The organism is Streptomyces sp. ME02-8801-2C (assembly GCF_033793965.1).
Classification (GTDB): Bacteria; Actinomycetota; Actinomycetes; order Streptomycetales; family Streptomycetaceae; genus Streptomyces.
The window spans coordinates 28,438-46,753 of the sequence record NZ_JARAXP010000018.1; the positions used below are offsets into that span (position 1 = coordinate 28,438).

Genomic DNA, 18,316 nt, shown 5'->3' on the forward strand with positions numbered 1-18,316 from the left:
ACTCCGACGAGATCATCAGGCCCCCAAGGACGGTGTGCTGTGTCGCTGAACGGGGCGAGCATGGAGAGGTGGGAACCGCGTCCGGCCGACATCCAGGGCGAGCGCGGCCACGCTGTCGTCACCGTGCGGTGGTTCGAGCTCAACGACGAAGGGACCAGGGATAGCTTCGAACGGGAACTGGAACTCGGCGCGCGGCATCAGCGCCACCAGACGGGCAGCAGGGGCCAGGTGACACTGCGGTCCCTCGACCGGCCGCGCACCTATCTGCACCTCAGCTGCTGGCGCTCGTACGGGAACATGCTGAGCGCGATCCACACCGGCACCTACAGCGCCCAGCTCGACCGCCTCGGCCGGCTCGCCGACATCGAGCCGGGCCAGGCGGTGGGAGTGGGCCGGATGGGCGCCCACCACATCATGGCCGACGCCGCGCACGTGGTACTGGTGGAGGCGCTGCTCGACGGTGAAGCGGCCCAGTTCGAGCTGGACTTCGGGGCCCTGGCCGGCCAGTTCATGCAGGACGCCAACTGTCAGGGCGGTCTGCTGCTGCGCTCCACGACCGATCCGCGCGCCTACCTGGGCCTGATCTGGTGGAGCAGCGCACAGCCCTGTGACGACGCCCTGCGCAGCAGCCGGTTCTCCGACTGCCGGATTCGGCTGGAAGGCACGACGACCCGGCTCACCGTCGAACGGGCGCGGGTCGCCTGCGAGTCCCCGCTGTCCTGACCGCCCGGGCCCACCGGCCGGGCCGCTCCACCTTCCTGCGGCTGTGGCACGACCGACGTTCGAGTTGTCGGGTACAGGCTCGTGCCATGTCCGAACACAAGCTCCTCAAAGTGGTCCGGGGGCAGCCGGACGAGACCGAACTGGCCGCCGTGACCGCCGTGCTGCTGGCACGGCTGCGAGCCTGCGAAGACCCCGCGGGCCCCGACTCCGCCTTCGGCGGGGCACCCCCGCGGCGGGCCGAATGGGGCCCCGGGCGGCTCTGCCACCGCTCCGCGGTCGCCTGGTCCGCCAGGTGAGCGGGCACGATCCCCGTCCGGCGTGGGAGTTCGCGCGGCGCGGGCAAGGGGTCGGATGTCTCCCCGCCGGCGAGGTCGGTGCCCGGGGGTGGCGCCGACGGAACACACGTGAGGGGGAGGCGTTGACCAGTCATCGGAACTTCACCGAACTCATGCTGGCCAGGGCCGCGCAAGCACCCGGCAGGGACGCGCTGCTCCTGCTGCCGGACAGCGCGGAGCGAGGACGTCCGAAATCCGTTTCGTACCGGAGCCTGGATGCCTCCGCCCGCAGGCTCGCGGGCTGGCTGCAGAGTCAGAACGCCGTCGGGGAGCGGGTGCTGCTCGTGCACCGCTCCCGCCACCAGTTCGCCGTCAGTTTCCTGGCCTGTCTGTACGCGGGGGCCATCGCGGTTCCCGCGCCACCGGGCGGCGGTCGTGCCCACCACGAGGAGCGGATCGCCGGGATCGTCAAGGACACCGCTCCGTGCGTCACGCTCACGGACGCCGCCCTGGCCCCCGAGGTGTCCCGGCTGCTGGCCCGGTGCGGATACGGCAACACGCCCTGTCTGCCCGGTGACGCGGTGCCCACCGCACCGCCCTGGAGCCTGCCCGAGCTGCCTCCGGACACCGTCGCCTACCTCCAGTACACCTCCGGCTCCACGGGACAGCCGCACGGAGTGGTCGTCACCCACGAGAACCTGCTCGCCAACCAGCGCGCGATCCACGACGCGCTGGGCACGGCGGCCGGGGCGCGGCTGGGCGGCTGGCTTCCCCTGCACCACGACATGGGCCTCGTCGGCCAGTTGCTCCACCCGCTCTGGCTGGGCGGTACGTCCGTCATGCTCCCGGCCGAGTCGTTCATCCGGCAGCCGGTGCGCTGGCTGGAAGCCATCAGCAGCCATGGGATCTCAGCCAGCGGCGCCCCGGACTTCGCGTACGACCTGTGCCTGCGGCGGGTGACCGACGAGCAGCTGAACGGCCTCGACCTCTCCGGCTGGCGCACCGCCGTCTCCGGAGGCGAACCCGTCCGCTCCAAGACCCTGCGGGACTTCGCCGAGCGGTTCGCGCCCGCCGGGTTCCGGGCCGGGGCCTTCTCGGCCTGCTACGGCCTGGCCGAGGCCACCCTGCTGGTCTCCGGCAACCGGGGAGTGCAACCGCGTCAGGAACGCACAGTGGACGCGGAGGCCCTGGAACGCCACCTGTGGCGTGAGCCGACCCCGGGGCGTCCGGCCAGGCGGCTGCCCTCCTGCGGCTACGCCGTCGGCTGCGAGATCCGGATCGTCGATCCCGAGACCCGGGCGGTGGTCCCCGACGGGCGGATCGGTGAGATCTGGGTCCGCGGCAGCGGGGTTGCCCACGGCTACTGGCGCGACCCGGGCATGACGGCGCGGGTCTTCCGCGCCACGACGGCCGACGGCGAGCGCGACTTCATGCGTACCGGGGACCTGGGCACCCTCGACGGCGGTCACCTCTATGTGACCGGCCGCCTCAAGGACGTGATCGTGGTGGCGGGGCGCAATCTGTACCCCCAGGACGTGGAGCGCACCGTACAGCGGGTCAACGCGCTGTTCGGCCCGGGGACCGCCTTCGCCGTTCCCGGTGAGCGCGAGCGTGTGGTGGTCGTCCAGGAGCTGCGTACCCGCAGCGGCTACGACCTCGACCTCGCCGCGCTCGCCACCCAGGTGGAGCGCTGCCTCACCGAGGAGTTCGACGTACACGTCGGCGGTGTCCTGCTGGTCCGCCCCGGCACCGTACGCCGTACGACCAGCGGAAAGGTGGAGCGTTCCGCGATGCGCGAGCTGTTCCTGCGCGGCCGTATCCGTCCCCTGCACCAGGAGCTCGACATGGATCTCGTGACGGGGCTGGACGCGCTGGCCGGATGAACCAGGGCGACAGAGGGGACTGGTGTGAACCACGTACCGCACGACGAGCGGCACGAACGGGAGTTCCTCACCTGGCTGACGCGCCGGATCTCGGACTACGCGCGCCGGGAGGTCGGGCAGGAGACCCTCCTGGTGGAGTGCGGACTCGACTCGGTGGCACTGCTGAGCCTCTACGGGGACATCGAGGCGGAGTTCGGCTCACTGATCGACCCCCAGGACATGTGGGTGTACCCCACGGTCCGGGAACTGGCCGGCCATCTGGCGGTTCGCCGGGTGCGCGTGAAGCGGCGCGAGCGCATCCGGGTGGTGTTCGTGTTCGTCGGCCAGGGCAGCCAGTACCCGGGCATGGCGGAGGGCCTCTACCGCCATTCCACCAGCTACCGGATCGGCCTGACCTGGGTGGACGAGGTGCTGCGGCCCTATCTGGGCCGCTCGGTGGCCGACCTGATCCTCAGTCAGGATCCCGGTATCGACCGGACGTCGCTGTCCCAGCCGGCCCTCTTCGCCGTCGAGTACGCCCTCGCGCAGACCCTGCTGGACGCCGGGGTACGTCCGGTGGCCGTGCTCGGTCACGGGCTCGGGGAGTTCGCCGCGGCGACGGTCGCCGAGGCACTCACGCCGGGGCACGCGGCCCGACTCGTCGCGATGCGGGGCGCGTTCATGCAGCGGCTGCCCAACAACGGCGGAATGCTGGCGACCTGTGCGGATCCGTACGAGGCGGCGGAGGTCTCCGCGTCCGAGCCGGGGGTGTCGATCGGCGCCATCAACGCGGCCCGGGCCACCGTGCTCTCCGGCGATCTCGAGGGGCTGGCGCGGGTCAGCGACAGGCTGGCGGACGCCGGCATCTCCAGCCGGCTCCTCCCGGTCGGGCACGCGTTCCACTCGCCGCGCATGGAGGCGGTGGTCCCCGGGTTCACGGCGGTGGCGGGGAGGTTCCCCGACGTCCTGCCGCGCGTCCCCTTCTACTCGACGGTGTACGGAAGGGAGTTGGCGGAGCCGCTCGGCGCCGCCTACTGGGCCCGGCAGATCACCTCACCCGTGAGGTTCGCCGAAGCGGTCCGGCGGATGCTGGCCCAGCTGGACCCCACCCATGTGGTGGAGATCGGCCCGAAGGCCGTGCTGACCCCGCTGCTGCGCCGGATCGGAGGTGCGGACGGCCCCCGGTGCCTGGCGGTGTGCCATGGTCCGGAGAGCAACGCGGTGGACCTCGCCGGAGTGCTCTCCGCACTGAACGCCGGGCCGCTCGCCGAGGACCCGCCGGGGCCGTGACACGGCGACGGAAACCGGCGTCACGGGATCCAGTCGGCCTCCTTGGCGATCCGTATGGCGTCGATCCGGTTGCGGGCGTTGAGCTTGGCGACGATCGCCGTGAGGTAGTTGCGCACGGTGCCCTTGGTCAGATACAGGGCGGCGGCGATCTCGGCGGCGTCCGCGCCCCGGGAGGCGAGTTGGAGTACCTCGGCCTCGCGGGGCGAGAGCGGACACTCCACCGCTTCCCAGGCGGAGAGGGCCAGGTGGGGATCGAAGACCCGTTCCCCTGCGGCCACCGCCCGGACCGCGTGGGCGAGCCGGTAGGGCGGCGCGTCCTTGTGGAGGAAGCCGCAGACCTGGGCGGACAGGGCCCGGCGGACCATGCCGGGCCGGCCGAGGCTGGTGAGGATGAGAACACGGCAGCTGGGAAGCCGTTCGTGCAGTTCGGTGGCGGCGGTGATGCCGTCCATGCCGGGTAGATCGATGTCGAGGACGGCCACATCGGGGCGCGTCCGCAGCGCGGTCTCCACGATGAGGTCCCCGCGGTCAACGGAGGCGATCACCTGGAAGTCCGGCTCCAGTTCCAGGAGGGCTATCAGTGCTCCCCGGACCATGTGCACATCCTCGGCGAGCAGAATCTTCACCGACAGCATCGATTTCCCCTGATCAAGCGTGTCCCCGTGTCCCGCAGGTGCAGTGGCGATTATGCGTCCCTCCCCGCGCCAGTGACCACTGTCGCGGGGGGAATCGGTCGGACGGGTACCTCTGCCATGAGCCGGAACCGGCCGTCGTCGTCCACTTCGGCGGTCAGCCGGCCGCCCACGGCGTCGAGCCGGGTGCGGAGATTCTCCAGGCCGCTGCCGACCGGAGCGGTGGACGGGCCCTTCTCGACCACCCCGTCGTTGACCAGGAGAAGCCGTACGGTCTTGTCCTCGCGGACCGCCCTGATGTCGAACGACTGCGCCTTGCTGTGTCTCAGGACATTGGTGATCCCCTCCCGCAGCGTGGTCGCGAGCGCGGTGTCCACCGCCGGGTGCAGCCGGCCGCAGGCTATGTCCATGGTGATCCGGATGTCCGCGGCGGCCATGACCGTCGCGGCCGACTCCGCCTCGTCCGCCAGGGACATCTCGCGGTAGCTGCGGGCCACCAGACGCGCGTCCGCGAGGGCCTGCCGGGACACGTTCAGCACCGAGGCCACCTCGTCGAGGGCGCGGCCGGGGTGGGTCGGTACCAGACGGTGGATCAGCTCGCACTTCAGTGTGATCGCGGAGAGGCTGTAACCCAGCAGGTCGTGCACGTCCCTGGAGAATCGCAGCCGCTCCTGCGCGACCGCCATACGCGCCAACTCGGCCCGCGCCGCGTGGACTTCGTGCACCAGGTCGGTCAGCCGGGTGAGCCCGTAGAGGATGAGGCCGGTGAGCAGGGTGGTGAGGGGCGCGTAGATCTGACTGATCAACGGAAGGTGCAGCGCGAAGGCGTAGCCGCCGATCGCGGCAGCCAGCAGTCCGAAGAGGATCCAGGACACCGGACGGGGCAGCATGAGCAGGATCGAGGCACCGAGAATCCCGCCCATGCTGCCCCAGGTGATGCCGAACCAGACGAACGGCAGGAAGGTGAGGACCGCCTGGATGGTGAGCGTGAGGATCCGCCACCGCATGGGCCGGCGCCGGGTCCGTGGCGAGGTGTGCAGCAGTTGCACCCCGCACAGGGCGGTCACACAGGCCAGACACAGGATCAATTTGCCCGGACTGGGCTTCGCCCACAGGACGTTGAGCAGAAGAACCGCCGCGTAACCGACGAGGGTGGTGACGGTGATGATCTTCGAGACGTGCGTAGCCGGAATATCTCGTTCCGGGCGAGGTCTTCGTATCCCGCCCCCGCGTGGTATTGGTCTTGGCCCCTGTTGTCCGGCCCCGGGTCTCCCGAGAACACCGTCATGAACGAGTCCGGTTTCCGGATGACGGAAGGGGTCGGTCATGAAGTGCCTCCTCGTCAGACCGTTGGACTTGTGATCGAAATATACGGTGCCTGATCCATCGGAGGTTGGCCGAACGGCTATTAATTACGCGAATATGGGAATCGGGTTCAGATGTTCGTAAGCAACCGGTTGCTCGCGAAGGCCGAGGCGAACGGGAACGTCGTACAGACGCCCGGGAGCGAACCTCGCCCAGTAGTGCCGCAGGCCCGGCACCAACACCTTGACCACGGGCAGAGCCACATCGGGCAGTGTCTGGTCGAGGACGAGCAACTCCATCCCGTGCCGCGCCACGAGGGCGCTCGCCGCCTTCACGTCCTCGAGCAGATCAGTGCGGAAAACCCGGGGGAAATGGTTGGGTGACCGAGGCGATTCGACGTGATCCGGTAGGAGGTATGGCTGATTCCTGATGGTTGCCCGAGTCCACCAGGAGAGGATCTCCGGATCGTCCACTCCATATCCGGTACCGTCCTCCCGAGCGCCTGCCGCGGGCGACAGCAGTTGTCCCATTTCGGTGACCGCCCGGCGCAGTGCGAGCCGGGGATCGAAGTGCGCGCCGAAGCCGAACGCGATGTCCTCGGCCGGTTTGTCGGTGCGCCGGGACAACGCCACGATTACCGGAATGCCAAGATCCGAAGTGAGGTCGAGTGCCCACACCTCACGGTTCAGGCGCTCGTATGTCTCCCGCAGTTCGGCGAGCCAGGGCTCGTCGAAGGCGTCCAGGTCGATCGCGGGCTGCCGGGTGCGGTTGTACCACCACAGGGCGACCGCGTCCCGCTCCACGAGTTCCAGGAACCCCTGGACGATCGCGTCCTCCAGGCTGCTCCCGGCGGCGTTCCCGTTGGAGTCGGCCCAGGGCAGGCCTTCGGTCGCGGGGTTGGTGAAGTAGAGCATCGAGGTGGGCAGCAGCCGCTGCCGGCCCGTGGTGAGGGAGTGGACCGGCGTCCACTCGATGGTGCGCCGGGGATCGAAGGGGGCGCACACCTGCTGGAACCCCCCGTGGGTGGCGTTCCACCGGGCGCGGTCCCGCAACTGCCGCTCGTGGAAGAGCTGGCAGTCGTTGGGGTGGAGGGCCGTTTCGCCGAGCTCCTCGAACGAGCCGAGGACAACGGCTTCGTCGCCCTGCCGGGTTCCGCAGAAACGTTCCACCGCCTCACAGAGGGCCCCGGCCTCCGCCTCCTCCGCCGTCACGCCCTTGCCGCCGCTCAACTGTCGCAGCCCCCTGCGGACCTCGGACGGCGTGTGGCCGGCCAGCGCCAGGTTGTGTCCGGAGAGAAAGCTGGTGACGCCCTCCGGGGCGTTCGGATCCGGGGCGACCTCCGAGACGATCCCGGTGACCGGGTCGGTCAACTTCCGGTATCGGTCCAGTACTTGACGGGCCGGCAGCGCACGGTGGTTCGAACCGGTGTGCCGCGCCTTGGGGCGGGAGGCCAGCGGTATCGGCTCGAAGGCGCGCCGGGCCACCAGGGAGCCGTCCCCGCACTGCGGACACTGCGGCCGACGGGTCACCGGGTGGTGCGCGGAGCGCAGCGTGCAGGTGTCCAGGGTGTACACGCTCCGTGCGTTCTCGTGCCGCACCCCCGCGATCCACTTGGCGGCCTCCAGTACGGCCGCCTGGAGGCCCAGGGCCCGGCCCGCGGCCAGCGAGGCCTCCGGGACCGGCAGTGGTCCGGTGAATCCGCCGGCGCGGCACACCGCCTCCTCCGCCGAGCGGTGCGCGCGCAGCCGGTGTGCCAGACAGGACCAACAGGGGCCGTCCTCGGGCGAGAAGACCGGCCCGACCCAGAACTCCGGGCCGCCGGGCTTGGCCGGCAGCCATGGGCGGGACGCGGCCCGCATCCGCAGGTCGACCTCGCCCAGCTCCGGTGCGAGGTAGTCCTCGCACAGGACGAGCGAGAGGCCCGCGCCGGGGCCGCCGTCGTCCTCGTCCACGACGGTGAGGCCCGTGGCCCGGCAGGCCGCGACGGCGGCCGCCCGGTCGGCCTGCCCGACGCCGATCACCTCCACCGCCGTACGGGCGAGGTTGGCGATGGCGGCGCTGCCGTTGCCGAGCAGGTCCCAGTAGGCCGGGCCGGCCGTGTCCGTCGGCTCCCGGGGGGCGGCTTCCCGGTAGCCGATGAGATCGGCCCTCGCCAGCTCGCCCACCACCCGGCCGGCCTCGGGGGCCGGCATCCGGGAGGCGGCCTCGCGCAGCAGGCCGGGCAGGGTGCGGGTGCCGTCCAGGAGCGGGGCGAGCGCCACGACCTCCGGTCCGTGCAGCACCTGCACGCCACGGGCCGAGAGCAGGTAGACGGCCTTGTCGCCGATCGCCTGGACTCTCAGATGCCGTTTGAACCCCACGGTGGGGGCGTCGGCGGCCGGAGGCCGGTTCACCATCGGGGCGCCACCGCCGGGACCTTCGGCTCCTCGGGGCTGGGGCCGGCGGTGGTCCAGGTCGGAATGGCCATGGCTCCGGCGGCGGACCGGCTCAGGTCCTCGATGACCACACCGGCGCCCGCGGGCGCCTGCGCCGCGCCGGACAGACCGAACTCCGCGAGGACGAGGGTGGGGCTGTTCTCGTAGCGCCGGCCCAGTTCCGGCTCCAGGCCGGCGCGGGCGGTCAGTTCGGCGAAGCGGAGATCGTCCTCGAGGAGGTCGACGGCGACGAGTGCAGGTTTGGTGAAGAGGGTGTCCATGACAAGGGTCCTTCCCGTGGTGAGTGAGTCACATTCGGCGGATTCGAGCGGATGCTCTCCGTCTGTGCGGTGATTTTGAGCCGAGCGGGACTGGACAGGGGAGTGCGGGCGTCATGGGATGACTATGAACTTTTCATGATTGTGTTCATGTGCTGCTCACTGGGCGGCCCCGGCCGTGGATGGGAGCCTGCCCTGCACCGAGCGAGGTTGGCCCGGGTCTGGTTTCAGGGGATGCGACCAAAAGGGGAGAGCGCGCTATGGAGATCAAGCTACTGGGGCCGCTGACCGCCCACGAACAGGGGGTCTCGGTCGTCCCCAGCGCGGCCAAGCCCCGGCAGATACTCGCGCTGCTCGCCCTGCAGGCGGAGCACGTGGTCACCGTCCCCACGCTGATGGCGGAGATCTGGGGGGAGCGGATACCGCGCAGCGCGTCCACGACACTGCAGACGTACATCCTCCAGCTGCGCCGGAAGATCGCGGCCACCCCCGCGGAGCCCGCCCGCAGCGCGAAGGACGTCCTAGTGACGCAGTTCGGGGGTTATCTGCTGCGGGTGCAGCCCGGCCAGATCGATGTTCAGGAGTTCGAACAACTGGTCGCCGACGGGCGGTCGGCCTACGACGCCACCGACTACCGCACCGCCTCACGCCTGCTGGGCAACGCCCTCGCCCTGTGGCAGGGCCCGGCCCTGGTGGACGTACGGACGGGCAGCATGCTCGAACTCGAGGTGCTGCGCCTGGAGGAGAACCGCATGGCCGCGCTGGAGCGGCGGATCGACGCCGACCTGCGCCTGGGGCGGCACGCCGAAGTGGTCCCGGAACTCAGGGTCCTGACCGCCCGTCATCCCATGCATGAGCGGTTCTGCGCGCAGCTCATGCTGGCCCTGCACCGGTCGGGCGGGTCCTGGCGGGCGCTGGAGGCCTACCAGCGGCTGCGCGGCGCCCTGGTCACGGAGCTGGGGCTCGAGCCCTCGGTGTCACTGCGGCAGCTCCACCACGCGGTGCTCTCCGGTGACACGGTCATGGACCAGCAGACCGCGGGAGTCGACTGAGGTCCGCCGGCCTCGGCCGGCCCTCGGTGCGCCGGACGCGCTCCACCCCGTCTTCAGCCCACTTTGAGCAGTGGTTACTACTTTCGGGCGATGACGACCTTCGACGAACTCCTGGCCGCGACACCCCGGCCCGACCTGCGCCGGGCGACCGCCGGGTTGAATCTTCTGAAGGAAGAAGTGAGCCGGGGCCCGGACCCGGACGCCACGCGCCGCCAGCACGCCAAGGGGAAGCTCACCGTCCAGGAGCGCCTCGACCTGCTCTTCGACCCGGACACGTTCACCGAGATCGAGCCCCTGCGCAGGCACCGCGCCACCGGCTTCGGCCTCGAGGACCGCAAGCCGCACGGCGACGGTGTGGTCATCGGCTGGGGCCAGGTCCACGGCCGTACGGTCTTCGCGTACGCCCATGACTTCCGTGTCTTCGCCGGTGCTCTGGGCGAGGCCCACGCCGCGAAGGTCCACAAGGTGATGGACCTGGCGCTCTCCGCCGGGGCACCACTGGTCGGCCTCAACGACGGCGCCGGGGCCCGTATCCAGGAGGGCGTCACCGCGCTCGCGGGATACGGCGGGATCTTCCAGCGCAACACCCGCGCCTCGGGGGTCATCCCGCAGCTCAGCGTGATGCTCGGCCCGTGCGCGGGCGGGGCCGCCTACTCCCCGGCGCTCACCGACTTCGTGTTCATGGTCCGCGGGACCTCGCAGATGTTCCTCACCGGCCCCGACGTGGTGCACGCGGTGACCGGCGAGGAGATCACCCACAACGGCCTCGGCGGCGCGGACGTGCACGCCGGCATCTCCGGGGTCGCCGGGTTCTGCTACGACGACGAGAGCGAGTGTCTCAAGGACGTCCGCTACCTGCTCTCGCTGCTGCCCCAGAACAACCGCGAGCTGCCCCCGGGTGCACCTGGCACCGACCCGGTCGACCGGCGTACCGACGCCCTGACCTCGATCGTTCCCGCCGATCCCGCCCAGGCGTACGACGTGCGCGCGGTCATCGGGGAGGTTGTCGACGACGGCGAGTTCTTCGAGGTGCACGAGGCCTGGGCCCGCAACGTGGTGTGCGCGTTCGCGCGGCTCGGCGGACAGGTCGTGGGCATCGTCGCCAACCAGCCCGCCGCGCTGGCCGGGGTGCTGGACATCCACGGCTCGGAGAAGGCCGCGCGTTTCGTCTCCATCTGCGACTCCTTCAACATCCCTCTGGTGACCCTGGTGGACGTGCCCGGCTTCCTGCCGGGAGTGGACCAGGAGCACGGGGGGATCATCCGGCATGGGGCGAAGCTGCTGCACGCGTACTGCAACGCCTCAGTCCCGCGTATATCCCTCGTACTGCGTAAGGCGTACGGCGGCGCGTACATCGTCATGGACTCCCGCTCCATCGGAGCTGACCTGTCCTTCGCCTGGCCTACGAACGAGATAGCCGTCATGGGGGCGGAGGGAGCGGCGAACGTGGTCTTCCGGCGCGAGATCGCCGCCTCCGAGGACCCGGTGGCCACCCGCGCCCGACTGGTCGAGGAGTACAAGTCGGAACTGATGCATCCGTACTACGCCGCCGAGCGGGGACTGATCGACGACGTGATCGACCCCGGCGACACCCGCCGCACACTGATCCGCGCGCTCGCCATGCTGCACGGCAAACACGCGGTGCTGCCCGACCGGAAGCACGGCAACGTCCCGCTGTGAGGCGGGACCGGGCCCCGCTGTGAGACGAGGCCGGACCAGGGGTGACGGCCGCCGTAACCCGGAATTTTCAACAAAGTGTTGACGTCTTGTCGTCGGACGGCGTTAGCTGGGCGCAGCCAGCCCGGTGTGCGTCCAGCACGCCGCCCCGCACGCACAAGGCCACGGAGGCTTGCCGTGACGTCGAGTACGACCCCTGGCGGCCTCGCCCGGTTCAACGCCCTGGAGGAGTCCGCGGCCCGCGTCGCCCTCCACGAGGCCTGCGCCTCGACGGCCTGGGGACGGCACCTGCTCGCGAAGCGCCCCTACGCCACCGCCGAGGACCTGTACGCGGCGAGCGACACCGCGACGGCCGAACTGACCGCCGACGACCTGGCCGAGGCGATGGCCGGCCACCCGCCCATCGGCCGTCCCAGGCCCGGTGACCCGACCTCCGCCCGCGAACAGCGCGGTATGGCCGGCGCCTCCGAGGAGCTGAAGGCCGAGATGCTCGAACTGAACCTCGCCTACCAGGAACGGTTCGGTCATGTCTTCCTGATCTGCGCGACCGGCCTGACCGGCGAGCAGATGCGCGACTCCGTGCGGGAACGGATCGGGAACACGCCGGAACGGGAGCGGGAGATCGTCCGCACCGAACTGGGGAAGATCAACCGCATCCGGCTCGGCAACCTCGTACAGGAAGAGCAGTGACAGACCAGTGACAGACGTGAGCACCGACGCCATTGATCCCATCACCCCCGTCGCCTCCGTGTCCACGCACATCCTGGACACCAGCGTCGGACGGCCCGCCGCGAACGTCGCCGTCCGGCTCGCCGCGCGCGGCGGACGGGAAGCGGACTGGCGGGCGCTCGGCGGCAGCGCGACCGATGCCGACGGACGGTGCAAGGACCTGCCGGCGCTGCCGGCGGGCACGACCCAGGTACGGCTCGACTTCGAGGTCCAGCCCTACCTGGAGAAGAAACAGGCCGATGCGCAGCAGGACGCCCCCGCGAATCGGGACAGCGGTGCGGCGGGAGCGTTCTTCCCGGAGGTGGCGGTCACGTTCGCCGTCGTACCGGGCGAGCACTACCACGTACCGCTGCTGCTCAACCCGTTCGGCTACTCCGTATACCGAGGGAGCTAGCAGCACCATGACCGACTCAGCCACCACCGGCGCGGCGGGCCCGGCCCGTCCCGTGTTCCTCGGACAGAACCAGTACGGCAAGGCCGAGAACCGCGTCGTGCGCGTCACCCGCGACGGCGCCACCCACCACATCAAGGATCTCAACGTCTCCGTGTCGCTCTCCGGCGACATGGACGAGGTGCACCTCTCGGGCTCGAACGCGAACGTCCTGCCGACGGACACCACCAAGAACACGGTGTACGCCTTCGCCAAGGAGCACGGCATCGACTCCGCCGAGCAGTTCGGCATCCAGCTGGCCCGGCACTTCGTGACGAGCCAGGAGCCGATCCACAGGGTGCGCATCCGGATCGAGGAGTACTCCTGGGACCGGATCGAGGCGGCGGGGGAGGGCGAGCACTCCTTCGTCCGGCAGGGCCAGGAGACCCGGCTGACCCAGATCACCTACGACGGTTCGTCGTGGGAGGTGGTCTCCGGGCTCAAGGACCTCGTCGTGATGAACACGACCGACTCCGAGTTCTGGGGCTACGTCAAGGACAAGTACACGACGCTCCCCGAGGCGTACGACCGCATCCTGGCGACCCAGGTGTCCGCGCGCTGGCGCTTCAACTGGTCCGACGACGCACGGGAGATGCCCGACTGGGAGGAGTCCTACGCGCAGACCAGGGGGCATCTGCTCGCGGCCTTCGCGGAGACCTACTCGCTCTCCCTCCAGCAGACCCTCTTCCAGATGGGCGCGCGGATCATCGAGCGGCGGGACGAGATCGACGAGGTGCGCTTCGCCCTCCCCAACAAGCATCACTTCCTGGTGGATCTGAAGCCGTTCGGGCTGAAGAACGACAATGAGGTGTACTTCGCCGCCGACCGGCCCTACGGCCTGATCGAGGGCACGATCCTGCGGGACGGCGCCGAGGCGCGCATCCCCGCCGACCTCACCAACCTCTAAGGACGTTCGAACGATGGTTCAGCGCATCGTCATCGAGAACTGCGCGATCGCGACCGTGGACGCCGCCGACACCGAGTACGCGTCCGGCCATGTGGTGATCGCCGGCAACCGCGTCGAGTCGGTCGGCCCGGGCAGAGCGCCCGAGGGCCTCGCGGACGTGGTCCGGCGTATCGACGCGAGCGGTCATCTCGTCACCCCCGGCCTGGTCAACACCCACCACCACTACTACCAGTGGATCACCCGGGGCCTGGCCACCGACCACAACCTCTTCAACTGGCTGGTGGCGCTCTACCCGACGTGGGCGCGCATCGACGAGCCGATGGTGCGGGCGGCGGCGCAGGGCTCGCTGGCCATGATGGCCCGGGGCGGTGTCACGACCGCCATGGACCACCACTACGTCTTCCCGAAGGACTCCGGCGACCTGTCCGGGGCGATCATCGGCGCGGCCCGCGAGATGGGCGTCCGCTTCACCCTCGCCCGAGGCTCGATGGACCGCAGCGAGAAGGACGGCGGTCTGCCCCCGGACTTCGCCGTCGAGACCCTGGAGGGCGCCCTCGCCGCCACCGAGGCCACGGTCGACGAGCATCACGACCCCTCCTTCGACGCCATGACCCAGATCGCGGTCGCGCCCTGCTCGCCGTTCTCCGTATCCACCGAACTCCTGCGCGAGGGAGCCGAGTTGGCGCGGCGCAAGGGCGTGCGGCTGCACACGCACGGCTCGGAGACGGTCGAGGAGGAGCAGTTCTGCAAGGAACTGTTCGGCATGGGCCCGACCGACTACTTCGAGTCCACGGGCTGGCTCGGCGAGGACGTGTGGATGGCGCACTGCGTCCATATGAACGACTCGGACATCGCCGCCTTCGCCCGTACGAGGACGGGCGTGGCCCACTGCCCGTCCTCCAACGCCCGGCTGGCGGCGGGCATCGCACGCGTCCCCGACATGCTGGCGGCCGGTGTCCCGGTCGGCCTCGGCGTCGACGGCACGGCGTCCAACGAGTCCGGCGAACTCCACACCGAACTGCGCAACGCCCTCCTCATCAACCGCCTCGGGGCACACCGGGAAGCGGCGCTCAACGCCCGACAGGCGCTGCGCCTGGGCACGTACGGCGGCGCCCAGGTGCTTGGCCGGGCGAGGGAGACGGGGTCGCTGGAGGAGGGCAAGCTCGCCGACCTGGTCCTGTGGAACCTGGACACCCTGGCCCACGCGTCGATCGCCGACCCGGTCACCGCCCTCGTCTTCGGGGCGGCGGCCCCGGTCACCGCGTCCTTCGTGAACGGCGAACAGATCGTCGAGAACGGGCGGCTGCTGCGCGTCGACGAGGACGAGATCGCCCGCTCGACGCGGGCGGAGGCCCGGCGGCTGGCGGCCCTCGCGGCGAGCGCCTGAGGCGCCGGACGCGCCTGATCACGGGGCCCGAGAAGACCTCCGGCCGAGGGGAACGACCCTCGGCCGGAGCCGCCGTCACCGCCGGGGGCCGATGAGGCAACTGGTCCGGGCGGCGGCCGGCTCGGCGCGGCGAAGGCGCTGGAGGCGGAGAAGGCCACCACCGACAGCGCCCGCAAGGTGATCCGGGCCGGCGCCGGTACGCCGGAGCCGGCCCGGGAGACGGTGATCGGCCGTCTCCAGGACGACGGCACGCCGAGCCGGCACGCGCGTCAGAGGCCGAACAGCTGCGGCTGGGACGCCAGTGCGCGGAAGTACTCCTTCGGGTCCGCGACGAGCTTGCGCGCCGTGAGGTCCATCAGCCCGCCGACCGCCGTGATCTCGGCGGCGACCGTGCCGTCGGTCTTGCGGATCGTCTGCTGGATACGGAACGTCTTGCCCTCGCTCCACGCGAAGTCGCACGTCACCTCGACCTCGTCGCCCGCGCGCAGCTCCCGCTGGTAGCGGATGGTGGTCTCCAGGGCCACCGGACCGACTCCCTTGGATATCAGCCCCTGTTGGGTGATCCCGGCGGCGTGGAGTAACGACCAGCGGGCGTGCTCCGCGTAGTTGACGTACACGCTCTGGTTGAGGTGCCCCTGCACATCGGTCTCGTACCCGCGCACGGTCACCGGAACGGAAAACGGTTCGGCCACGACTTCCCCTTCACGACTGGTCGATGAGGGCGCAAGCGTACTGAGCGGTCGCTCACGGTCCTCAACTGCCCACGCGCACAGCCCGGTTACGTCCGCCGGGGCGACGCCAGCAGATAGCGCACGCCGGTACGCGGCTCGGTGTACTCGCCTGCCTGCCAGCCCGCCTTCTCCAGGGTGGCCGCACAGGCCCGCAGCGCGTCGGCGTCCGGTTCGCGCACGGCGACGGCCTCCGGCTGCGGAGTGGCCTGCACCCGATAGCCACCGCTGCCCGCACCCCCGTCCGCCGGGCGGTGACCGGCGGCCTCCAGCGCCAGCGCGGCGGCCTGCACCAGATGCGTACGCTCCCAGTCGCACGGACGGTCCACGGCCCCGTCCGTGTTGGTCATCCGACGCAGCTCCAGCAGCCCCTGCCAGGCACTGTGCACCTCACGCGTCCGGGCCGGCCCGGTGGCCGGTATCTCCTCCTCGCCGCCCACCCGCGCGGCGAACACTCCGGCGGTTCCCGAAACAGGGGCGGGCTCGGCGGCGGCAGGCGCGGTCGCGGGCCGCTCCTCCTCCCGGACGCGATGACCGGCAGGCGTCAGGAAATGATCGTGCGGTGGCCGTGGATGCCGGAACGCGAGCCCGCGCCTCACCAGCGCGGCGAGCTGGAAGTCCGTACCCCGCAGCCGGCCGGTGACGGGATCGGCGGCGTCGATGACGCGCCGCTGGGCGGCGGTCGGCGGGCGTGTCATGACGTACTCCTCCCAGGTCGTCGACAGGTGCGGGTCGACCGGTGGACCCGACTCTTTCGAAGACTACGACCAGGGACTGACATCGCGAGCCCAGCGCTCCAGCTCGACGAACTCGCGCTCCCCGAGACCCCTGCGCGGGTCGATCCGCAGCAGCAGGGCCTGCCCGGCATGATGCTCGGCCACATGGCGGACGTCGAGGTCGGTGATCAGGTCGTCGACCCAGACGAAGGGCCGCCCGTCGGCCCACTCCACGACGCGCCGTGTCTTCCAGCACAGCCCGTCGGGGTCCTCGGTGAACAACAGGTCGGTGAACTCGATGACCGGCAGGTCGGCGGGCAGCCCGATCGCCGGGCCGATCATCTCGTTGGCCTCGTGCATCCAGGCGGTGGCCCACGCCAGCTCGTACGGCAGGGTGAGCAGTTGGGCGCCGTGGCCCGGGTGCAGCCGAATGCGCAGGCCCCGCCTGAGACGCCGGGAGCCCGGTTTCTGGCGGGAGGACCAGTTGGCCGGATGCACCCGGCGGCTCACATAGCCCCGGTGGCGCAGAAGCCGGGCGCGGAACGGGTTGAGGGGGCCGTCGACGTCGAGGAGCAGCAGCGGTCGGTCCGTCATGGGGACGGGATACCCATGACGGACGGCGGATGACCCGCCCCTGCGGGCGCTACTGCCGGTAGCCGCTCAGGAAGCGGCCGATCCTGCTGATCGCCACCTCCAGGTCGTCGGCGTGCGGGAGGGTGAGGATGCGGAAGTGGTCGGTGGAGGGCCAGTTGAAGCCCGTGCCCTGGACGACCTGGATCTTCTCCTGGAGGAGCAGGTCCAGGACGAACTTCTCGTCGTCGTGGATCTTGTGCACGGCGGGGTCGAGGCGCGGGAACGCGTACAGCGCGCCCTTCGGCTTGACGCACGAGACGCCCGGGATCTCGTTGAGGCGTTCCCAGGCGCGGTCGCGCTGTTCGCGCAACCTCCCGCCGGGGGCGGTGAGTTCGTCGATGGACTGCCGGCCGCCGAGCGCGGCCTGGATGGCGTACTGCGCGGGCGCGTTGGGGCACAGGCGCATCGACGCGAGCATCGTCAGGCCCTCGAGGTAGCTGCGCGCGTGCTGCTTCGGCCCGGTCACCACCAGCCAGCCCGAACGGAAGCCGGCCACCCGGTACGTCTTCGACAGGCCGCAGAAGGTCAGGACGACCAGGTCGGGGGCGAGGGCGGCGGCCGAGTGGTGCACCTCGTCGTCGTAGAGGATCTGGTCGTAGATCTCGTCGGCGAAGACCATCAGGCCGTGCCGGCGGGCCAGGTCGAGGATGCCCTCGATGATCTCCTTGGGGTAGACCGCGCCGGTGGGGTTGTTGGGGTTGATGATGACGACGGCCTTGGTGCGGTCGGTGATCTTCGCCGCCATGTCGTCCAGGTCCGGATACCAGTCGGCCTGTTCGTCGCAGAGGTAGTGGACCGCCTTGCCGCCGGCGAGGGTCGTGACCGCGGTCCAGAGGGGGAAGTCGGGGGCGGGGATGAGGACTTCGTCGCCGTCCTCGACCAGGGCCTGGACAGCCATCGAGACCAGTTCCGAGACGCCGTTGCCGAGGAAGACGTCGTCGACATCGACCTCCAGGCCGCGTTCCTGGTAGCGCTGGGCGACGGCCCTGCGGGCGGAGAGGATGCCGCGCGAGTCCGTGTAGCCGTGGGCCTGCGGCAGCATACGGATCATGTCCTGGAGGATCTCCGGCGGTGCCTCGAAGCCGAAGAGCGCGGGGTTGCCGGTGTTGAGGCGCAGGACGCTGTGGCCCGCCTCCTCCAGCGCGTTGGCGTGCTCGATCACCGGTCCGCGGATCTCGTAGCAGACCTCGCTGAGCTTGCTCGACTGCCGGAACTCCATGCGCTTACGCCCCTCCGGTTCGTGGTGATGCTTGGTTTTACCAAGTTCCCGCTTGGAAA

Annotated in this window: 18 protein-coding genes; 10 read left to right on the top strand and 8 right to left on the bottom strand. The window is 70.5% G+C overall.

Features of this window, described 5'->3' with window-relative positions:
* Positions 1-39: 39 nt before the first annotated feature.
* The 4 genes from PV396_RS37575 (at position 40) to PV396_RS37590 (ending at position 4,150) form a co-directional block, all read left to right on the top strand.
* The gene (locus tag PV396_RS37575; RefSeq protein WP_319212525.1) at positions 40-723 is read left to right on the top strand and encodes a hypothetical protein; all 684 of its coding nucleotides are present in this window, start codon (positions 40-42) and stop codon (positions 721-723) included.
* An 86-nt stretch (positions 724-809) separates the two neighbouring features.
* Entirely contained in the window at positions 810-1,019 is a 210-nt protein-coding gene (locus tag PV396_RS37580) for an acyl-CoA carboxylase subunit epsilon (protein ID WP_319212527.1), read from the top strand.
* A 122-nt stretch (positions 1,020-1,141) separates the two neighbouring features.
* Positions 1,142-2,881: a fatty acyl-AMP ligase gene (locus PV396_RS37585; RefSeq protein WP_319212529.1), complete on the top strand. Its 1,740-nt coding sequence runs from the start codon at positions 1,142-1,144 to the stop codon at positions 2,879-2,881.
* A 24-nt stretch (positions 2,882-2,905) separates the two neighbouring features.
* Complete coding sequence (locus tag PV396_RS37590; protein ID WP_319212531.1) at positions 2,906-4,150, top strand: acyltransferase domain-containing protein; 1,245 nt, start codon at positions 2,906-2,908, stop codon at positions 4,148-4,150.
* Positions 4,151-4,170: 20 nt separating this feature from the next.
* On the opposite strand, the gene PV396_RS37595 is transcribed toward PV396_RS37590, so the two are convergent.
* From PV396_RS37595 to PV396_RS37610, 4 genes are all read right to left on the bottom strand, one after another.
* Positions 4,171-4,785: a response regulator transcription factor gene (locus tag PV396_RS37595; protein ID WP_319212532.1), complete on the bottom strand. Its 615-nt coding sequence runs from the start codon at positions 4,783-4,785 to the stop codon at positions 4,171-4,173.
* A gap of 50 nt (positions 4,786-4,835) precedes the next feature.
* Positions 4,836-5,870: a sensor histidine kinase gene (locus PV396_RS37600; RefSeq protein WP_319212534.1), complete on the bottom strand. Its 1,035-nt coding sequence runs from the start codon at positions 5,868-5,870 to the stop codon at positions 4,836-4,838.
* A 324-nt stretch (positions 5,871-6,194) separates the two neighbouring features.
* Positions 6,195-8,483, bottom strand: coding sequence for a TOMM precursor leader peptide-binding protein (locus PV396_RS37605; RefSeq protein WP_319212536.1), 2,289 nt, complete (start codon positions 8,481-8,483; stop codon positions 6,195-6,197).
* Positions 8,477-8,782 carry a hypothetical protein gene (locus tag PV396_RS37610; RefSeq protein ID WP_319212537.1) on the bottom strand — a complete coding sequence of 102 codons (306 nt, stop codon included), beginning with the start codon at positions 8,780-8,782 and terminating at the stop codon, positions 8,477-8,479. The genes PV396_RS37605 and PV396_RS37610 overlap by 7 nt, the downstream gene beginning before the upstream one ends.
* A 257-nt stretch (positions 8,783-9,039) precedes the next feature.
* Here PV396_RS37610 and PV396_RS37615 point away from each other — a divergent pair, with 257 nt between their 5' ends.
* The 6 genes from PV396_RS37615 (at position 9,040) to PV396_RS37640 (ending at position 14,961) form a co-directional block, all read left to right on the top strand.
* Positions 9,040-9,831, top strand: coding sequence for an AfsR/SARP family transcriptional regulator (locus PV396_RS37615; protein WP_319212539.1), 792 nt, complete (start codon positions 9,040-9,042; stop codon positions 9,829-9,831).
* A 90-nt stretch (positions 9,832-9,921) separates the two neighbouring features.
* Positions 9,922-11,511, top strand: coding sequence for an acyl-CoA carboxylase subunit beta (locus PV396_RS37620; RefSeq protein ID WP_319212541.1), 1,590 nt, complete (start codon positions 9,922-9,924; stop codon positions 11,509-11,511).
* Between the two features lie 174 nt (positions 11,512-11,685).
* Positions 11,686-12,198 (top strand): 2-oxo-4-hydroxy-4-carboxy-5-ureidoimidazoline decarboxylase, encoded by a 513-nt coding sequence (gene uraD / locus PV396_RS37625; RefSeq protein ID WP_319212543.1) that lies wholly within the window; start codon positions 11,686-11,688, stop codon positions 12,196-12,198.
* 16 nt (positions 12,199-12,214) lie between these two features.
* Positions 12,215-12,631 (top strand): hydroxyisourate hydrolase, encoded by a 417-nt coding sequence (gene uraH, locus PV396_RS37630; protein WP_319212545.1) that lies wholly within the window; start codon positions 12,215-12,217, stop codon positions 12,629-12,631.
* 7 nt (positions 12,632-12,638) lie between these two features.
* The gene (gene pucL / locus PV396_RS37635; protein WP_319212547.1) at positions 12,639-13,574 is read left to right on the top strand and encodes a factor-independent urate hydroxylase; all 936 of its coding nucleotides are present in this window, start codon (positions 12,639-12,641) and stop codon (positions 13,572-13,574) included.
* Between the two features lie 13 nt (positions 13,575-13,587).
* A complete protein-coding gene (locus tag PV396_RS37640; protein WP_319212549.1) occupies positions 13,588-14,961 on the top strand; it encodes an 8-oxoguanine deaminase in 1,374 nt (457 codons plus the stop codon).
* 269 nt (positions 14,962-15,230) lie between these two features.
* Here PV396_RS37640 and PV396_RS37645 read toward each other — a convergent pair whose 3' ends face one another.
* From PV396_RS37645 to PV396_RS37660, 4 genes are all read right to left on the bottom strand, one after another.
* Positions 15,231-15,653 carry an acyl-CoA thioesterase gene (locus tag PV396_RS37645; protein ID WP_319212550.1) on the bottom strand — a complete coding sequence of 141 codons (423 nt, stop codon included), beginning with the start codon at positions 15,651-15,653 and terminating at the stop codon, positions 15,231-15,233.
* 86 nt (positions 15,654-15,739) lie between these two features.
* Positions 15,740-16,387, bottom strand: a complete 648-nt coding sequence (locus tag PV396_RS37650; protein WP_319212552.1) for a hypothetical protein — start codon at positions 16,385-16,387, stop codon at positions 15,740-15,742.
* Positions 16,388-16,450: 63 nt separating this feature from the next.
* Positions 16,451-16,999, bottom strand: coding sequence for a hypothetical protein (locus PV396_RS37655; protein ID WP_319212553.1), 549 nt, complete (start codon positions 16,997-16,999; stop codon positions 16,451-16,453).
* 49 nt (positions 17,000-17,048) lie between these two features.
* Positions 17,049-18,257, bottom strand: coding sequence for a pyridoxal phosphate-dependent aminotransferase (locus tag PV396_RS37660; RefSeq protein ID WP_319212555.1), 1,209 nt, complete (start codon positions 18,255-18,257; stop codon positions 17,049-17,051).
* Between the last annotated feature and the right edge of the window lie 59 nt (positions 18,258-18,316).